We start from the raw sequence: 16,546 nt of genomic DNA, 5'->3' as shown, positions 1-16,546 counted from the left end.
CGTTGTCATTGGTCGCTCCAACCTGTTCGGTAAGCCGATGGCGCAATTGCTGCTTTCCGCCAATGCGACTGTCACGACGGCGCATTCGCGCACGAAGGATCTCTCCTCCGTCGCAAAGGGTGCCGATATTCTGGTGGCAGCCGTCGGCCGTCCCGAGATGGTCAAGGCCGACTGGATCAAGCCCGGCGCCACCGTCATCGATGTCGGCATCAACCGGATCGATGCACCCGAGCGCGGCGAGGGCAAGAGCCGGCTGGTCGGCGATGTCGCCTATGGTGAAGCATCCGAAGTCGCCGCCGCGATCACGCCGGTTCCGGGCGGTGTCGGACCGATGACGATCGCCATGCTGATGGCCAATACCGTCATCGCTGCCCATCGCGCCGCGGGTCGGAAGCCGCCGAGGTTTTGAGAGCGAAATACCATCCGGACGGCCAAGAAAAACCCTCCGGATCGGCTTGCCAAGGCGCGAAAGACGATTATAGTCAGGAAATAAATATTCCATAGAAGAAAAAGAGGGAACGAAATGGCATTATCATGGCGTTTCTCCGCCTTGGCGGACCGGCACCGTGCTCTCGGATCGAAACTCGAGGATTGGAGCGGCATGGGAACCGCCTGGACCTACGAGAAGGACATGTCGCAGGAGCATGTCGCGATCCGCACCAAGGCCGGCATCATGGACGTTTCCGGCCTCAAGAAAGTGCATCTGGTTGGACCGCACGCCATTGCCGTGCTCGACTATATCACCACCCGCGACATGTCGAAGATCTATCCCGGCCGCTCGGTCTATGCCGCGATGCTCAACGATCGCGGCTACTTCACCGACGACTGCATCGTCTACCGCACCGGTCCGAATTCCTGGATGCTGGTGCATGGTTCGGGCTCAGGCCACGAGGAAGTGCTCAAGCAGGCGGCCGGCCGCAACTGCGCTGTCCTCTTTGACGACGATCTGCACGATCTGTCGCTGCAGGGTCCCATCGCTGTTGACTACCTTGCCAAATACGTCCCTGGCATCCGAGATCTCAAATACTTCCATCACATGCAGACGACGCTCTTCGGTGCGCCCGTGATGATCTCGCGCACGGGCTATACCGGCGAGCGCGGTTATGAGATCTTCGTGCGCGGCCAGGATGCGCCGATGGTCTGGGATCGTATCGTCGTGGAAGGCGAGGAGATGGGGATCATCCCCTGCTGCTTCAGCGTCCTCGACATGCTGCGCGTCGAAAGCTATTTGCTCTTCTATCCCTACGATAACTCGCAGATGTACCCCTTCGCGGACCAGCCGCCCGGCGATAGTCTTTGGGAGCTCGGCCTCGACTTCACGGTCAGCCCGGGAAAGACGGGTTTCCGCGGCGCCGAAGAACATGCGCGCCTCAAGGGCAAGGAACGCTTCAAGATCTTCGGTATGCTGATCGATGCGGACGGTCCGGCCGATCTCGGCGACGAGGTCTATGCCGAGGGTAAAAAGGTCGGTGTCATCACCTGCCCCTGCTATTCGACCCTGACAAAGAAATCGATGGCGATCGCCCGCCTCGATGTCGACAAGGCCGTGCAGGGCACGAAGCTGGAAGTACGCGGCAAGAGCCTGAACGCAAGCGCGATTGCCCATACGCTGCCGTTTGACGACCCTGAAAAGAAGAAGAGGACGGCCATCGGTTAAGGAGGCGCTCATGCTTGTCGAAGGCATCAAGAGCCGACCGGTCTACAAGGGCCTCTCCATCCAGCCGCATGCCCGGCGGCATCTGTTCGCGCTGGAAGGCGAGGGGGCCAATGCTCTCCTCGACCAGGCGACCGGGCTTGACGATACCATCCTGTCGCGCAGCGAAATCCTCTATGTCGCGCGCGGCTCGCAAGGCAGGGGTCATGATGAAGCCCTGCGTGTGCTCGGCGCCGATATGTTCTTCACGGCGCCGACGATCGCGACATTGCTTTTCCGCCTGAAGGGCTACCTTGCAACGGCGCATATGGGCACGCGGCTCTATATCGCCGGCACCGAGGGCTTTATCGGCCAGGCGATGATGGTGGCGCTCGACTACGGCATGGATCATGCCTCGATCATCACGGAGCATCGCGGTTCGCTGGCTCGCCGCGTGCAATGCGTCCACTGCAAGGGCATCACCGACGATGTCACGCACAGTCCCTTTACCTGCAGCCATTGCGGGCTTCCGCTATTAGTGCGCGACCACTATTCGCGCCGCCTCGGCGCCTTTCAGGGCGTCAACATCGATGCGGAAGAGCCCGGCACTGCGCCTGATCCCGAGGAGTTGTTCCTGTGAGCGGTGGTACGGAAATTCCGGTTCGTGTCGCGAAGGTGACGCCGGTCGCCGATCGTATCAAGCGTTTCCGCTTCGAGCGTCTCGATGGCGCGCCGATGCCTTATTTTTCCGGTGGCGCCCATGTCATCGTCTCGATGAACGATGAGGGTCATGTTCGTCGCAACGCCTATTCGCTGATGTCGCCGCCGCATGATTGCTCGGCCTATGAGATCAGCGTGCTGCGCGTCGAGGACTCGCGTGGCGGTTCCGCCTTCATGCATGAGAAAGTGAGGGAGGGTGACGAGCTCAAGGTCAGCTATCCCGTCAATCTCTTTCAGCCGGACTGGCGCGGGCGCAAGCACCTTTTGATCGCCGGCGGCATTGGCATTACGCCCTTCATCGCGATGATGCGGCAGTTCTCGCGCGAGGGCGCGAATTTCGAGCTGCATTATGCCGTGCGTTCGCTCGATCGCGGCGCCTATTGCCGAGAGCTCGTCGAGCAATACGGCTCGCAGCGGGTGAAGATCTATTGCGACGCTGATCGCAATTTCATCCCCGTCGCCCGTCTGCTCGAAAGTCAGCCGCTCGGCACGCATCTCTACGTATGCGGTCCGGCCGGCATGATCGACGGCGTATTGAAAACGGGCATCGAGGCCGGTTGGCCGGAACAGAACTTGCATTCCGAACGCTTCCTGTCGTCGCAGCCTGGCAAGCCCTTTTCCATCAAGCTGACGCGGTCGGGTAAGACCGTTCACGTCGGCCATCACGAAAGCATGCTGGAAGCAATCGAGGCTGCCGGCATCGATGCGCCCTTCCTCTGTCGCGGCGGCGCCTGCGGACAGTGTGAGACGGCTGTTGCCGTCTGCGACGGCAAGCTTCTGCATAATGACGTCTATCTGAGCGATGAAGAAAAGGCCTCTGGCCGAAAGGTGATGATCTGCGTCTCCCGGTTCGAGGGAAGCGCGCTGCATCTCGACCTCTAAGCATTCGGCCGATATCCAGGAGAATGGGCATGGCAATCGCCTTCAAGCAGGAAACGTTTCGGGACGACTTTACCTACCGCAACAGTCCGGAAAATATCCGGCGTTTTCCGTTCCCCTTCGATCGCGACGAATACATGTATTCGGTCAACATGGAACCGCATGTGAAGGGGAGGAAGAATACGGTCTTTGAAAACCTCATCGACGTCGATGAGCATTATGTCGCCGAGATGCATGACCGGGCTCTGGTGCTGAAGGAAGATCCCCTACGCTATCAGGCGCTGCCGCACATGATGACGGCGCAATGGGACACGTTGGAACTGCTAATGGAAGAGCAGGCTGCCGGCTATCCCGAACATTTCACGCTCACCAGGAATGGCGATCAATGGCGCTGGATCAATAGGCCGCTCGGCATAGACGACACCTTCACCTTCGGCGATGCGTCCACGTTGCCTTACGAACCCTTCGAATACATCAGCCGCCAGGCGCAGGGTGATTTCTGCATCATCGACCAGCGTGACGGCAATCTCTGGATGGATGCGGGTATGGTCACAACCCAGGCCGACTGGTCGCTTGATTTCGATATCGGCATGAATTTCATGGAATGGCATGGGCCGGTGCCGCTCGCCCACCAGATCGGCGTCTTCGACCGCGCGCTCAAATTCCTCTTGAACCTGCAGCAGGGCAAGCCGACGCGCCGGTTCAACTGGACGATGACAATCAATCCGCGCCTCGATACCAGCCCCGAAAACTACCCGAAATGGGGTCCGGATCGCACAACGGTGACGCCCGAGAATGTCGGCGAGAAGGTGCACCTGCGCGTAGAATTGCAAAGCCTGTGGCGCCTGCCGCGCTCGAATGCCATTCTCTTCGTCATCCGCTGCTATCTGATGAACATGAATGAACTGGTGACAGTGCCGAAATGGGCGCGCCGCTTCCCGCGCGTGCTGAAAACCCTGCCGCCGGAGCTCATCGACTACAAGGGCCTGATGCGCTTCCGCCAGACCACGATCGACTGGCTATCGAAATATGACGACGGCGCCCCGACCAGTCCCGGCATTTTTCCGGATTGATGCCGACACGGCGCGAAACGACTGCATGCGATAAGAACTTCGACATAATCGAGAAGGGGAATGCCACATGACACGAGTTGCCGTTATCGGTGCCGGCCCTTCGGGCCTTGCCCAGCTAAGGGCCTTTCAATCGGCCGCGAAGAAGGGTGCTGATATCCCGGAAGTCGTCTGCTTTGAAAAGCAGGCGGATTGGGGCGGCCTTTGGAACTATACCTGGCGCACGGGCCTCGATGAATATGGCGAGCCGGTGCATGGCAGCATGTATCGCTATCTGTGGTCGAACGGCCCGAAGGAATGCCTGGAATTTGCCGATTATTCCTTCGAGGAGCATTTCGGAAAACCGATCGCCTCCTATCCGCCGCGCGCCGTGCTTTGGGACTATATCAAAGGCCGCGTTGAGAAGGCTGACGTGCGCAAATGGGTGCGCTTCAGCACGCCGGTGCGCATGGTGCGCTTCGATGAAGAGACGAAGAAGTTCACGGTAACCGCGCATGATCGCCCTCAGGACCGGATGTATGACGAGGTGTTCGACTATGTCGTCGTTGCCTCTGGTCATTTCTCGACGCCGAACGTGCCCTATTTCGAAGGGGTGAAGACCTTCAACGGCCGCGTGCTGCATGCCCACGATTTTCGCGATGCGCTCGAGTTCAAGGGTAAGGACGTGTTGCTCGTCGGCCGCAGCTATTCGGCCGAGGATATCGGCTCGCAATGCTGGAAATACGGGGCAAAGTCGGTGACGACGAGCTATCGCTCCAAGCCGATGGGCTTCAAATGGCCTGAGAATTTCGAGGAGCGGCCGCTGTTGACGCGTCTTGAAAACAAGACGGCCTATTTCCTCGATGGCTCATCGAAGGATGTCGACGCGCTAATCCTCTGCACAGGCTATCAGCACCATTTCCCCTTCCTGCCGGATGATCTTCGGCTGAAGACGGCAAATCGCCTCTGGGCTGACCACCTCTACAAGGGTGTGATCTTCGATAAGAATCCGCAGCTCTTCTATATCGGCATGCAGGATCAGTTCTACACCTTCAACATGTTCGACGTGCAGGCTTGGTGGGCGCGCGATGTCATGATGGGCCGCATCAAGCTGCCGCCCGAAGCGGAACTGCAGGCGAACTTCGACAAGTGGCGCGCCCGCGAGGAAACGCTTGAGGATGCCGAGCAGATGATTTGGTATCAGGGCGACTATGTGAAGGAGTTGCTCGCCGAGACCGATTATCCGAGCTTCGATATCGAAGGCACGAACAGGACCTTCATGGAATGGGAGCATCACAAGGCGGAAAACATCATGGGCTTCCGCGACCACGCCTACCGCTCACTGATGACCGGCACCATGTCGCCGACACATCATACGCCCTGGGTTGACGCGCTCGACGATTCCATGGAGGAATATCTGCGCAATTGATCCATGCTCACTTCCCCACCTGACCGGCAAGGGAGGCGTCGAGCAGCCCTTGCCGGATTTTTATGTGATGAGACGAAACGAGTTCATCCGCAACTTTCTTTTCGGGCATGGCTTCCATGGATTTCCAGACAAGCGTTCTCGGCCGTATGGCCGGTTTCCTTTATCGCTGTAGGGCGGACGAAAGCTATACGATGCTTGAGATGACCGACGGCATCGAGCGCATCTTCGGCTATCCCGCTGACGAGATTATCGGCAACCGTTCGCGAACCTTCACTTCGATCATGTGCGAAGAGGATATCCCGCTCATGGATGAGCTTGTCGGCAAGGCTTTGGAAAGTCACACCGACTGGACGATGGAGTATCGCATACGTCATCGCGACGGCCATTTCCTCTGGGTAACGGAAACGGGCGGCGGCGTATGGGACGAGGCCGGGGAGCTTCTTTATCTCGAAGGCAGTATCCTGAATATCGAATCGCTCTACCGTCGCCTCGACGAGCAGACCGCGGGCATGCGGGTCACGGCATCGAAGACCAACGAAATTCTGCAGTCGCTGCGCTACTTGAAGCTGCTTGCCGTCAATGCCGGCATCGAGGCTGCAAGAGCAGGCACGGCCGGATCTGGTTTTGCGGTGCTGGCGGCAGAGATGCGCACGCTTGCCAACTCCTCGGAAGAGGCGGCGCGTGCGATCTCGGCCGCGCAGAAGAAGTCGGATTAAGATCGCGGCCGCGTCTTCTGCGGATCGTAGTGAGAAAGCGGCACGATGACAGCCGGAAGCCGCTTCTGCTGGCCATCCAACTTCCCGATCTCGACCTTGGTTTCGACAGCGGCATGCGTGACGTCGACGCGGGCAAGCGCGATGGTCTTGCCGAGGATTGGCGACCGCGTGGCGCTGGTGATCACGCCGATCTGCGCGCGGCCGATATGGATGCAATCGCCGTGTCCGACGGCTTCATTGGCCTCGATGTCCAGACCGACCATCAGATGGCGAGGATTTTCCTTTCGCCGCACCAGTGCTTCGCGCCCGATGAAATCATCCTGCTTGGATTTTAACGGCACGGTGAAGCCGATACCGGCCTCGAAGGGATCAGTCTGGTCGTCGAATTCGTGATGGGCAAAGACCAGACCGGCCTCGATACGCACCATGTCGAGCGCCTCGAGTCCCATCGGCTTCAGACCATGGGGTTCACCGGCTTTCCAGACAGCGTCAAAGACTGTTACTGCATCCTTCGGATGGCAGAAGATTTCGTAGCCGAGCTCGCCGGTATAGCCGGTACGCGAGACGACGACCGGTGCTCCCTCGAAATGGCCGATGCGGCCGACGGTGAAGCGGAACCATTCCAGCTCGCCGATCGTTGGTTGGCGCGGTGCCGTCCAGATGATCTCCTTAAGGATGTCGCGGCTCTTCGGGCCTTGCAGGGCGATGTTGTGCATCTGATCGGTAGATGAGCGGACCCAGGCTTTGAAGCCTTTCTTCTCCGACTGCTCGCGCAGCCAGATGCCGCTATAGTCATCGCCGCCGATCCAGCGGAAGTTCTTGTCGCCAAGACGGAACAGCGTGCCATCGTCGATCATGCCGCCATGTTCGTAGCACATGGCGGAATAGACGACCTGGCCCGTCGAAAGCTTGCGCACGTCGCGCGTCAGGCAATATTGCAGCAATTCCTCGGCATCCGGCCCTGTCACCTCGAACTTGCGCAGCGGCGAAAGGTCGATGACGACGGCGCGTTCGCGGCAGGCCCAGTATTCCTCGACCGGGCCTTCCGAGGAGAAGCGGTTCGGCAGCCAGAAGCCGCGATATTCGGTGTAGTCGCGCGTCATCGCGGAAAGGCGCGGGTGGAACGCGGTTTCCCGCGTCAGTTCGGGGTCGGCGTCTGGGGTCATACGATAGGCCACCGCTCGTGTGAATTTCTCTTTGCCGGAAAAGGTGCGCACATGGATATCAGTCGGATCCCAGCCATTGGCCGCGTCGATGTCATCGGGACAGGATGAGGAGACACAGACAAGATCCGTCAGGGCGCGCATCAGGACGTAATCGCCGGGCCTGGACCAGGGCTCGTCGAGATAGAGCTGGTTATTGTGATCGACATTGGTGTTGTAGAAGTAATTGAGCGCCTCCCAGCCCTTTCGGCCGGCAATACCATAGGGCGCGAGCGCCGCGTTGAAATTGTCGGTGCAGTTCACGTGGCCGGGATAGCCCATGTCGTCGTAGTAGCGGGAATTACAGGCCGTCGCGAAGGCATCGTGGCGGCCAACCGTGTCCTGCACGATTTCCACCAACGGCTCGAAATCACGGTCGAAGGCCTTGGAGGGAAGGCCAGGAGCCGGATAGCTGCGGCCAAGCAGGGTACGGGTCACTGTAGAATCGAGCGCAAGGTCGAGGCCTTTGTCGACCTTGCGGGCGGAAAAGGCCTGGAAGTCGGTGCATTGCCGGCCATAGACATCGATGATCTGAATATATTCACCGGCGCGGACGAAATAGGCCGAAGCGGTTGCCGCCTTGATGCGGATGTCCTCGATCGGATCGGCAAGCGGTTCGGGCAGCGCGGAGGCATAGTCTCGCAGGATCGTCGTGCGGCGTATTGTGAGCTCGATGGGCGTTGCCGTATCCTGCGCCTCCGGCGACATGGTCGTTCCCGGTGCGCAGGCGATCAGCAGACCTTTGGTCGCGATGGTGAATTCCGCCGTGCTGCCGGCAGGAGATGACCCGCCGAAAAGGTGCAATGCTGTCGCGGACGCCATGTCTGCTCCGCGCCGTTCCAGCGCTGTCCTGACGCGAGCCGCACTTTCATTTCCCGAGGAAAGAATGGCTTTCAGACCTGTCGCTTCGCCGGTGAATGCCGACCCCAATCCCGCGGATTGAAAGCGGCCCTTCTCATCGAGGAAGGTGAGCTCGCAGACCTGCCCACCTTCGCTATCCGTCACCAAAACCCGATCGCCAGGCTCGACGCGCACGACCAGCGACCCACCGCCCTTGCAGCGATAGCGTTCTGTATCTTGCGGCAAGGCTGGAATGCCTGGATAGCGAATGATGCTCGCCGAGATCGGCCGTATTCCGGCGGTCGGCGGATGGAGTTCTCGCATTAAACCCTCTCGGGAAATGAGGCGTGTCAAACACGGGAATCATGCTGACAAAATGCCATCCGAAAGTAAAGGGATATTGACTAAAAAGAAAATATCTTCACTATGCATAAAGGGCATGTATCTGGAAACCGCGCGCAGACTCGGCTCATGAAAACCTCCAGCAAGCCCCGCAATGCCATGGGAGGCACGTTCAGGGAGACGTACGAGAGATACGTCCGGAACAAAATGGGGAATATCACCAATGACTGACATCGTGGACGCCGGCGCTCCCGCCGGCACCGAAGGTAAGCTTATACGCGCGCTGGACTGGAAGGGCGCGTTCTGGGTGGCTGCGGGCGTGCCGCCACTTGTTCTCTTCTCCATCGGCGGCATCGCCGGCACCACGGGCAAGCTTGCCTTCGTCGTGTGGATCATCTCGATGATCATGGGTTTCCTGCAATCCTTCACCTATGCCGAGATTGCCGGCATGTTCGGCAACAAGTCCGGAGGCGCCTCGGTCTATGGTGCGACCGCCTGGCTGCGCTATTCGAAATTCATCGCGCCGCTCTCGGTCTGGTGCAACTGGTTTGCCTGGTCACCGGTGCTGTCCCTCGGCTGCGCCATTGCGGCCGGTTATATCCTCAATGCCTTCTTCCCCATTCCGGCGGCGGATTCGCAGGCTGTGCTGAGCTGGATCAGCGCCCATGCGACATCGATCACCGCCGACAGCCCGCGTGTCGCCGAATACATCGCGGCCCATGCCGGTACATCTCCCGACGATGCGGTAAAAGCGCTGCTCAGCGCCGATGGCGTTGCAGCTTTTACGCCGGCCATCCGCAACTGGTCTCTCGTCAGCTTCAACATTCCCTTCCTCGCAACCGCCAATATCAATGCCACCTTCTTCATCGGCGGCATCCTGATGCTGATCATTTTCGCGATCCAGCATCGCGGCATTTCCGAGACGGCGAGCGTGCAGAAGTGGCTGGCGATCATCGTGCTGGTGCCGCTGCTCATCATCGGAGTCTATCCGATCGTCAGCGGCCAGATCCTCTCCGCCAATGTGACCGGCCTGCTGCCGCCGACGGCTGCCTATGCCGCGACCGACGGTACCTGGAGCAATGGCGGCTGGACGCTTTTCCTCGGCGGCCTCTATATCGCCGCCTGGTCGACCTATGGCTTCGAAACGGCGGTGTGCTACACGCGCGAACTGAAGAACCCGAAGACGGATACGTTCAAGGCGATCTTCTACTCGGGCCTTGCCTGCTGCATCTTCTTCTTCCTAGTGCCCTTCGCCTTCCAGGGCGTGCTCGGGCATACCGGGATGCTGGCACCTGGCATCGTTGATGGCACCGGCGTTGCTGAAGCGCTCGGGGGCCTGATCGGCGCTGGCCGGATCGTAACGCAATTGCTCGTCATCCTGATGATCTTGGCACTGTTCCTGGCGATCATGACGGCGATGGCCGGCTCCTCGCGCACCCTCTATCAGGGCTCGAAGGACGGCTGGCTGCCGAAATATCTCGACCATGTGAACGAGAACGGCGCGCCGACGAGAGCGATGTGGACGGACTTTGCCTTCAATCTCTTTCTTCTCGCCATCGCGTCGGACACGAGCGGTTATTTCTTCGTGCTCGCCGTCTCCAACGTCGGATATATCATCTTCAATTTCCTCAACCTCAATTCGGGCTGGATCCACCGCATGGACTCCGGCCATGTCGAGCGTCCGTGGAAGGCGCCGTCCTGGCTCATCGGCCTTAATACCGTCCTCGCCTTCGTCAATGCGCTCTTCCTTGGCGCCGGCGCCAAGGTTTGGGGTTATGCCAATGCGCTCTGGATCGGCTTTGCCTTTGCGGCTCTCATCCTGCCGGTCTTTGCCTACAGGCATTATGTTCGCGATGGCGGCAAGTTCCCGGTCGGCGCCATGGATGATCTTGGTCTGGTCGGCCAGGATCTGGGTGTCAGGAAGGCGGGTATTCTACCCTATCTGGCGCTTGCCGGCGGTCTTGCCATCGTGCTGATCGCCAATTGGTTCTTCCAGCTGCCGGCATAACGGCTCTGGTCGAAGACGAGATTCATGCTCGAAAGTCCGGCCTGGTCACAGGCCGGACTTTGCTATGGGATCGACTGATCCGGACCTTCCGATCATTCGGGCGCCACGATGAGCGCGTCGTCGATCTCCGCGTCCTCGTCGGGTCGGCTACGCTGCCGTGCCAGCCGCAGAAGCGTGGCCGCCAGCAGGATGGCCATCAGCCCGAGCTCGACGGCGATCGCCGTGACTCCAGCGGAGAGATAGGCACTGGAATATTGCAGCACCTGGGCAAATACGGCTCCGAGGATCGCCGGCCCAAGACCCAACGACACCTGCTGCATGGTTGCGAGCATCGCGCTGCCGGCGCCGGCATGTTCATGCGGCACGTCCGCCAGCCCCAGCCGATAAAAGGTGTTGACGATCAGTGCCTGACCGAAGCCGATCAAGATCGTGGATGGGATAAGGTTGATGACTCCCGGCCGCGGCCAGACCGTTTCGAGCGTCACGATGAGGAGCGTAAGCCCGCTCATCTGAATCACGCAGCCCATCGCCAACATGAGTTCCCGGCGTATATTCGCTAGGCGAGGTGTGACGAAAGCGGCCGAGACGAAATAGGAGCCGCCGAGCGCGATCAAGGCATTGCCTGACTGCAGCGGCGTCAGCCCGGCGCCTGCCTGCAAGGTAAGGGCGAAGACGAACATGAAGCCGCTCCAGCAGGTGAAGAAGAGTATGGCGATCAGCCCTCCGAATCGCATGCTGGAGATGCGCGTGAGCGACGGCGGTAGGATCGGGAAGGCGCCACGCGCTTCCTTGGCGCGCTCGATGCGCCAAAGGAGTGCCACCAGCGGCAGGATCGGCACGAAGCCGAGCAGGCAAAGCCAATTCCAGTGGAGCGACGGACCGAGCGCGGTCGGCAGCAGAACCGAGAGCGTCAGCAGCGCCAGCGTGATCATGCCTGACCAGTCGACCGGAACCCTGCCTTGCCCACGCGTTTCCGGAACATGTCGCCACACGCTGAGCAGGATCAGGATGCAAACAGGCAGATTGATGAGAAAGATGCTGCGCCAGCCGGAGCCGGCAATATCCGCCGAGATCAGGAAGCCACCGAGAACCTGACCGATGATGAAAGCGATGCCGCCGATCGCGCTATAGAGCGAGACGGCGCGGGCGTGATCGCGTCCCGTCAGGCTGACATGGATGGTCGCCAATACCTGCGGGACCATGAGTGCGGCCGCAATTCCCTGCAGTGCGCGCGCAACGATGAGGAAGGTGACTGATGTCGCCACACCGCATAACAGGGAGGCGAGGCAGAACAATAGGACGGCCAGGCCGAACATGCGTCTGCGGCCGAAATTGTCGCCGAGGCGCGCACCCATGGCGAGGCAGACGGCAAAGGCGACGCCATAGGCGGCGACGAAAAGTTCAAGTTCGGTCTCGCCGGCCTGCAGGGAGGTGGAGATGGCGGCGAGGCCGACATTGATGATGGAAAAATCGAGCTGCAGCAGCAATTGCCCGGCCAGCAGGATCAGCAGGCCGAACTGGCCAAGCCGGATTGGTGCGGATGACATTGGGGACCTCAAAGCATTTCCAAAACTGAGTCCACAGCGTTCTACACCTATGTTAAACTGGTACAAGATACCTGATTAGACTGGTATAAGAAGTGTCAGGCTGGAGAATGGAAATGCACGGCACACTCGATATCGTCCCCAATCCAATGCTTTCGCGGGCACAGGAACTCGGCGAGATGTTGCGAAGACGGCGGGAATCTCTTGACCCGCAAAGATTGGGACTCGGTCGGGCAGGGCGGATTCGTACACCCGGATTGCGGCGGGAAGAAGTGGCGTCACGTGCCGATATCGGCATCACCTGGTACACCAAGCTGGAGCAGGGCCGCCCGATCCGCGTGTCGCCGCGCGTGCTTCTCTCCGTCGCGCATGCTTTGGAATTCAACGAAGTGGAGACGGAGCATCTTTTCAGACTGGCTAATCTGCCGGTCCCGCCTCGCCTCGAAAATCCGCGCGTTTGCGAGCCGCTCACCGAGGCAAGCCAGCGCATTCTCGATCATCTCTGTCCCTATCCGGCTCTTATCCAGACGAAACGCTACAATATACGTGGCTTCAACGAGGCCTATCGCCGCCTCGTCGGCGTCGATCTCGATGCCGTCCCGCCCGAGGACCGGAACTGCATCTATCTGTCCCTCGTCAATCCTGCCTGGCGCGCGAGCCAGGCCGATCCTGACGAGATGCTGGCTAACATGGCAGCGCTGTTTCGTGCCTCCATGGCGGAGCATCTCGACGATCCGAGCTGGGAGCGGCAATTGGAACGCTATATGAGCGCTTCGGACCAATTTCGCATGGTGTGGGATCGCTATCAGCTCAAAGGCATCGAGAATACCGTCAAGCGTTTCCGGCTGGCGGATGGCACTATTCTGGCGCTGCAATCCAACAATTGGTGGGCAAGCCCCAGCAATGACGACCGCATGATCGTCTATACACCCGTCGACGAAGCCGGGGCGGAGAAGCTGAACGCGATGATGAAGCGCAGGCGGACTTGCTGAGCGGTAAAGCCGGCAGAACCCCATGGGATCGATCACCACGAATGAACTGGCGGCAGTTTCCGCCCGTTCGTTGGGCATTGCGCGTCCCGACACTGTCAAAAATGGACGTAGGCTTTAAACGGCAGCCTGCCTAACGTGCCGGCAGCAGACATAAGCAATGGCCGGTTTGGCTGGCGGCTTGCCGTCAAGGATCGCCCGTCGCGCGGAGCTGAAGTAACGGACTGCATAGTATCAGAGTAGTTTCACTTGCAAGAGCGAGTCCATCTGTGGTGTCGCAGTAGCAGTGGTCCTCGAAGGAGGCATGATGGAACGCTTTCGCCACCTTATAGGAGGCAGCCTATCGCCGAAGCAAGTCGCCACACTCCAAAAGGTGCTGGACAACGTCACCAGTCAGCCCTGCTTCGATAACAGCGAGCATTGCCGTAACGCGCTGGCCGGGCGGCTGACCTTTCTCATAAAAATTGGAATAGAAAACACCGCGCATCTCCAAACCATCGGTGTTTGCTGGGCGGTTAATGATTTCAACCGCGATGTGATGAAAACGAATCGAAGGAAGCCGGCCGAGATGATGGGGATAGGGAAGGCCGAACAGCTTCGACTTGAGGATTACCGGTAATGTTTGCATCCCGAGTCCGGCCTCAACGGACATCTCGCTAAAATTTCGACGTGCCGCCGCAGAGCGCGATTTCATTTGTATAGCGAGCTTAAACAGCGTGCGCTTCGCGCCTAAAGCACGGATTCCGCATCCGATTCCGAAAGGGGTAGGATCTGCTCGCCCCGCTGCCTGCCGATACGCAGGCGATCCGCGGCAATCGGACCGGCCTGATCTTCCAGGACTCGTCCGAAAGCCTCAATCCACGCCTGCGTATCGGTCAGGCATCGCCGAATCGATTATTGCCCACGGGCTAGCAAGCGCTTCGCAGGCAAAGGATCGCGGCGGCGATCTTCTCGAACGGATCGGCCTTTCGGCCTCGGTGGCGGATTGCTTTCCGAGCGGCGCAAGGTGCGACGCATCTCCAACGAGGAGATAGGGAGCCGTTCCGCGCAACTAATTATCGGGCAAGCGCGGCGGCTATCTGATTGCCGATGGCGTCGTCGATCTGATGATGAGCTATTCTTCGAACGCGCGTCTTCTGGCAGGGGATCCGGCTTTCAGCGTCATCGACATACCCGACGAGTTTCAGCCGCTTATCGAATATGGCATGGCAATTCGTAAGGGCGCTGATGATGAAACGAGGTCTCTGCGGGACTTCCTGCTATCGGAGACCGGGCAGGAGATTCTCAACAAGTCCGGGTTTTCTCCGGTCGGTTAGTCTCCAAGGCAGATGGTGGCCACGGTCTTTTCAAGTATCAGCCAGTCGGCGGCGTGCTGGAGCGCGTGTAGACCTCCGCCTCATTCTGCAGCCATTCGCAGAAGAGAACGGATTTTCGGTTCCGACGGGCGCGGCGCAGCGCTACATATTCGTGGCCGCTTTCCAGAAAGCCATATGGCGCCATCAGCCGGCTGAAACGGATGTCGTCGCTGACATAGGGCCAGGGGGCGACGCAGACACCGAGGCCGGCGCTCGCAGCCTCCAGCATGAAGTAGAAATGCTCGTATTCGACGTGCGGTCCCGTGGCGACTGATCTTTCCGATCGGGCAAGCCAGTCGCCCCATGCGCGCAGCCTTGTGCGCGTATGAAGCTGGGGCAGGCCATCGAACTCTGGCGTTGACGCGGCAAAGAGCGATGGCGCGAGCACCGCGCCGGTTTGCTCCGGAAACAGGAAAATCACATCGGCGCCGGAAGGCCATGGCGCGCTTCCGACGCGGATTGCCACATCGAAGCCGTCGCGGCTGAAATCGACGGGCTTTGAAGAGGCCGACAGGCGCACTTCTATGTTGGGGTATTTCGCCTGAAACCGATAGAGGCGGGGAATGAGCCAGCGCATCGTAAAAGTGCCGGGGCAGGAGACGTCGAGCTGACCGTCTTCCGTATCGGCTACGGCTCGCACCGACAGATCCATCTGGTCGAATGCGCCCGTCAGCCCGGTCAACAGGGTCATCCCGCCTTCAGTCAATCTCAGCCGGTTTTTCGGTCCTTCGAACAAGGGAACGCCAAGTACCTCCTCCAGATGCTGAATCTGCCTGCTGACGGCGCTGTGCGTCACATTGAGCTCGTCTGCCGCAAGCGTCATGCGTCCGAGCCGGCCGGCCGCTTCGAAGGCGCGCAGCGCATTCAGGGAGGGCAATCGTCTAGTCATGTGCATTTTCCGAACATTGACTGTTCGAACATATCGTTTTTCTTCCGTGAAAATAACATGTTTTTTGATGCCGAGAGAAATGGACAGCGTATTCATCGAACAATGACGCGACGATGCAATGGCATTTTCACGTCCGGCGAAGCCTTGTCCGACGAAGCAACGGAGATATGAAGTGCAAGGCAGATATCAGGACGGCAGTGCGGGCGATGCGAATTACGGCGTGATCGGATCGGGCTATACCAATTATCGTCAGCCGGACCCCCATATAGCCGAATTCATCCGCGCCGCTCTCGGCGATGCGAAAACCGTGTTGAATGTCGGTGCCGGCGCAGGCTCCTATGAGCCGGTCGACCGACAGGTGACGGCCGTCGAGCCGTCTGCGTCCATGCGCGCCCAACGACCGGCGCATCTCCCGGTCGCGATTGACGGAACGGCGGAACATCTTCCTTTTGCCGACCGGAGTTTCGATGCGGCAATGGCGACCTTCACGGTGCATCAATGGTCTGATCTCGACCGAGGGCTTGCCGAGATGCGGCGCGTTACCCGGGGCCCTGTCCTGGTGTTGAGCTGCGATCCGCATCTGCTGGAACGGTCGTGGCTACACACCTATGCGCCTGAAATGATTGCGGTCGAGGGACGACGTTATCCGGAGATGGATAGGATCGCGACCGCACTCGGCGGCAATGTGGAGATCAAGGCGGTGCCGATCCCGCTGAATTGCGTCGATGGTTTCGGCGAGGCCTATTATGGCAGACCGGAGCGAATGCTTGATCCCGGCGCGCGGCTTGCCAATTCGGCATGGAGCTTTGTCGATGCCTCCGTTGGCGAGCGTTTTGTCGCCGAGCTCGGCCGCGATCTCACCGACGGATCCTGGGATCGTCGTTATGGCGCGCTTCGCACGCAGCCATTCTTCGAAGGCTCGCTGCGTCTCATTATCGCCAGACCATGAGG

15 protein-coding genes and 1 pseudogene are annotated in these 16,546 nt (G+C 59.6%); 12 read left to right on the top strand and 4 right to left on the bottom strand.

The window, feature by feature from the left end; genetic code table 11:
- The 7 genes and pseudogenes from GDN47_RS20810 to GDN47_RS32605 all read left to right on the top strand — a co-directional run.
- Positions 1-409, top strand: a pseudogene (locus tag GDN47_RS20810) (bifunctional methylenetetrahydrofolate dehydrogenase/methenyltetrahydrofolate cyclohydrolase); the annotation flags it as partial.
- A 114-nt stretch (positions 410-523) separates the two neighbouring features.
- Positions 524-1,657 carry an aminomethyl transferase family protein gene (locus GDN47_RS20805; RefSeq protein WP_152094147.1) on the top strand — a complete coding sequence of 378 codons (1,134 nt, stop codon included), beginning with the start codon at positions 524-526 and terminating at the stop codon, positions 1,655-1,657.
- Positions 1,658-1,667: 10 nt separating this feature from the next.
- The gene (locus GDN47_RS20800) at positions 1,668-2,273 is read left to right on the top strand and encodes a dimethylamine monooxygenase subunit DmmA family protein (RefSeq protein ID WP_152094146.1); all 606 of its coding nucleotides are present in this window, start codon (positions 1,668-1,670) and stop codon (positions 2,271-2,273) included.
- On the top strand, positions 2,270-3,235 hold the full coding sequence (locus tag GDN47_RS20795) for a PDR/VanB family oxidoreductase (protein WP_145635801.1): 966 nt from the start codon (positions 2,270-2,272) through the stop codon (positions 3,233-3,235). The genes GDN47_RS20800 and GDN47_RS20795 overlap by 4 nt, the downstream gene beginning before the upstream one ends.
- Before the next feature lie 29 nt (positions 3,236-3,264).
- Positions 3,265-4,305, top strand: coding sequence for a heme-dependent oxidative N-demethylase family protein (locus GDN47_RS20790; protein ID WP_152094145.1), 1,041 nt, complete (start codon positions 3,265-3,267; stop codon positions 4,303-4,305).
- Between the two features lie 67 nt (positions 4,306-4,372).
- The gene (locus GDN47_RS20785; RefSeq protein WP_113355712.1) at positions 4,373-5,710 is read left to right on the top strand and encodes a trimethylamine monooxygenase; all 1,338 of its coding nucleotides are present in this window, start codon (positions 4,373-4,375) and stop codon (positions 5,708-5,710) included.
- Positions 5,711-5,826: 116 nt separating this feature from the next.
- Positions 5,827-6,426, top strand: a complete 600-nt coding sequence (locus tag GDN47_RS32605; protein WP_113355745.1) for a methyl-accepting chemotaxis protein — start codon at positions 5,827-5,829, stop codon at positions 6,424-6,426.
- On the opposite strand, the gene GDN47_RS20775 is transcribed toward GDN47_RS32605, so the two are convergent.
- Positions 6,423-8,792, bottom strand: a complete 2,370-nt coding sequence (locus tag GDN47_RS20775; protein ID WP_145635795.1) for a trimethylamine N-oxide demethylase — start codon at positions 8,790-8,792, stop codon at positions 6,423-6,425. The two genes, GDN47_RS32605 and GDN47_RS20775, sit on opposite strands and share 4 nt — an antisense overlap.
- Positions 8,793-8,831: 39 nt before the next feature.
- Positions 8,832-9,044 (bottom strand): hypothetical protein, encoded by a 213-nt coding sequence (locus tag GDN47_RS20770; RefSeq protein WP_152094144.1) that lies wholly within the window; start codon positions 9,042-9,044, stop codon positions 8,832-8,834.
- On the opposite strand from GDN47_RS20770, the gene GDN47_RS20765 reads away from it, so the two are divergent.
- The gene (locus GDN47_RS20765; RefSeq protein ID WP_152094143.1) at positions 9,034-10,818 is read left to right on the top strand and encodes a trimethylamine N-oxide permease; all 1,785 of its coding nucleotides are present in this window, start codon (positions 9,034-9,036) and stop codon (positions 10,816-10,818) included. The genes GDN47_RS20770 and GDN47_RS20765 overlap by 11 nt on opposite strands.
- A 92-nt stretch (positions 10,819-10,910) precedes the next feature.
- On the opposite strand, the gene GDN47_RS20760 is transcribed toward GDN47_RS20765, so the two are convergent.
- Entirely contained in the window at positions 10,911-12,365 is a 1,455-nt protein-coding gene (locus GDN47_RS20760) for an MFS transporter (RefSeq protein WP_152094142.1), read from the bottom strand.
- Positions 12,366-12,472: 107 nt separating this feature from the next.
- Here GDN47_RS20760 and GDN47_RS20755 point away from each other — a divergent pair, with 107 nt between their 5' ends.
- The 3 genes from GDN47_RS20755 to GDN47_RS20745 all read left to right on the top strand — a co-directional run bounded on the left by GDN47_RS20755 (position 12,473) and on the right by GDN47_RS20745 (position 14,667).
- Complete coding sequence (locus tag GDN47_RS20755) at positions 12,473-13,354, top strand: helix-turn-helix transcriptional regulator (protein WP_308936550.1); 882 nt, start codon at positions 12,473-12,475, stop codon at positions 13,352-13,354.
- A 304-nt stretch (positions 13,355-13,658) separates the two neighbouring features.
- Positions 13,659-13,970: a hypothetical protein gene (locus tag GDN47_RS20750; RefSeq protein ID WP_152094141.1), complete on the top strand. Its 312-nt coding sequence runs from the start codon at positions 13,659-13,661 to the stop codon at positions 13,968-13,970.
- 460 nt (positions 13,971-14,430) lie between these two features.
- On the top strand, positions 14,431-14,667 hold the full coding sequence (locus GDN47_RS20745) for a substrate-binding domain-containing protein (RefSeq protein ID WP_308936551.1): 237 nt from the start codon (positions 14,431-14,433) through the stop codon (positions 14,665-14,667).
- A gap of 37 nt (positions 14,668-14,704) precedes the next feature.
- Here GDN47_RS20745 and GDN47_RS20740 read toward each other — a convergent pair whose 3' ends face one another.
- Positions 14,705-15,595 carry a LysR family transcriptional regulator gene (locus GDN47_RS20740; RefSeq protein WP_113332137.1) on the bottom strand — a complete coding sequence of 297 codons (891 nt, stop codon included), beginning with the start codon at positions 15,593-15,595 and terminating at the stop codon, positions 14,705-14,707.
- Between the two features lie 172 nt (positions 15,596-15,767).
- On the opposite strand from GDN47_RS20740, the gene GDN47_RS20735 reads away from it, so the two are divergent.
- The gene (locus GDN47_RS20735; protein WP_233790022.1) at positions 15,768-16,544 is read left to right on the top strand and encodes a class I SAM-dependent methyltransferase; all 777 of its coding nucleotides are present in this window, start codon (positions 15,768-15,770) and stop codon (positions 16,542-16,544) included.
- Positions 16,545-16,546 lie beyond the last annotated feature (2 nt).

The sequence above is a fragment of the Martinezella dioscoreae genome (assembly GCF_009176305.1).
Classification (GTDB): Bacteria; Pseudomonadota; Alphaproteobacteria; order Rhizobiales; family Rhizobiaceae; genus Rhizobium; species Rhizobium dioscoreae.
The sequence above is the reverse complement of the archived record's forward strand: the minus strand, read 5'-3'. Positions and strand labels throughout refer to the sequence as shown.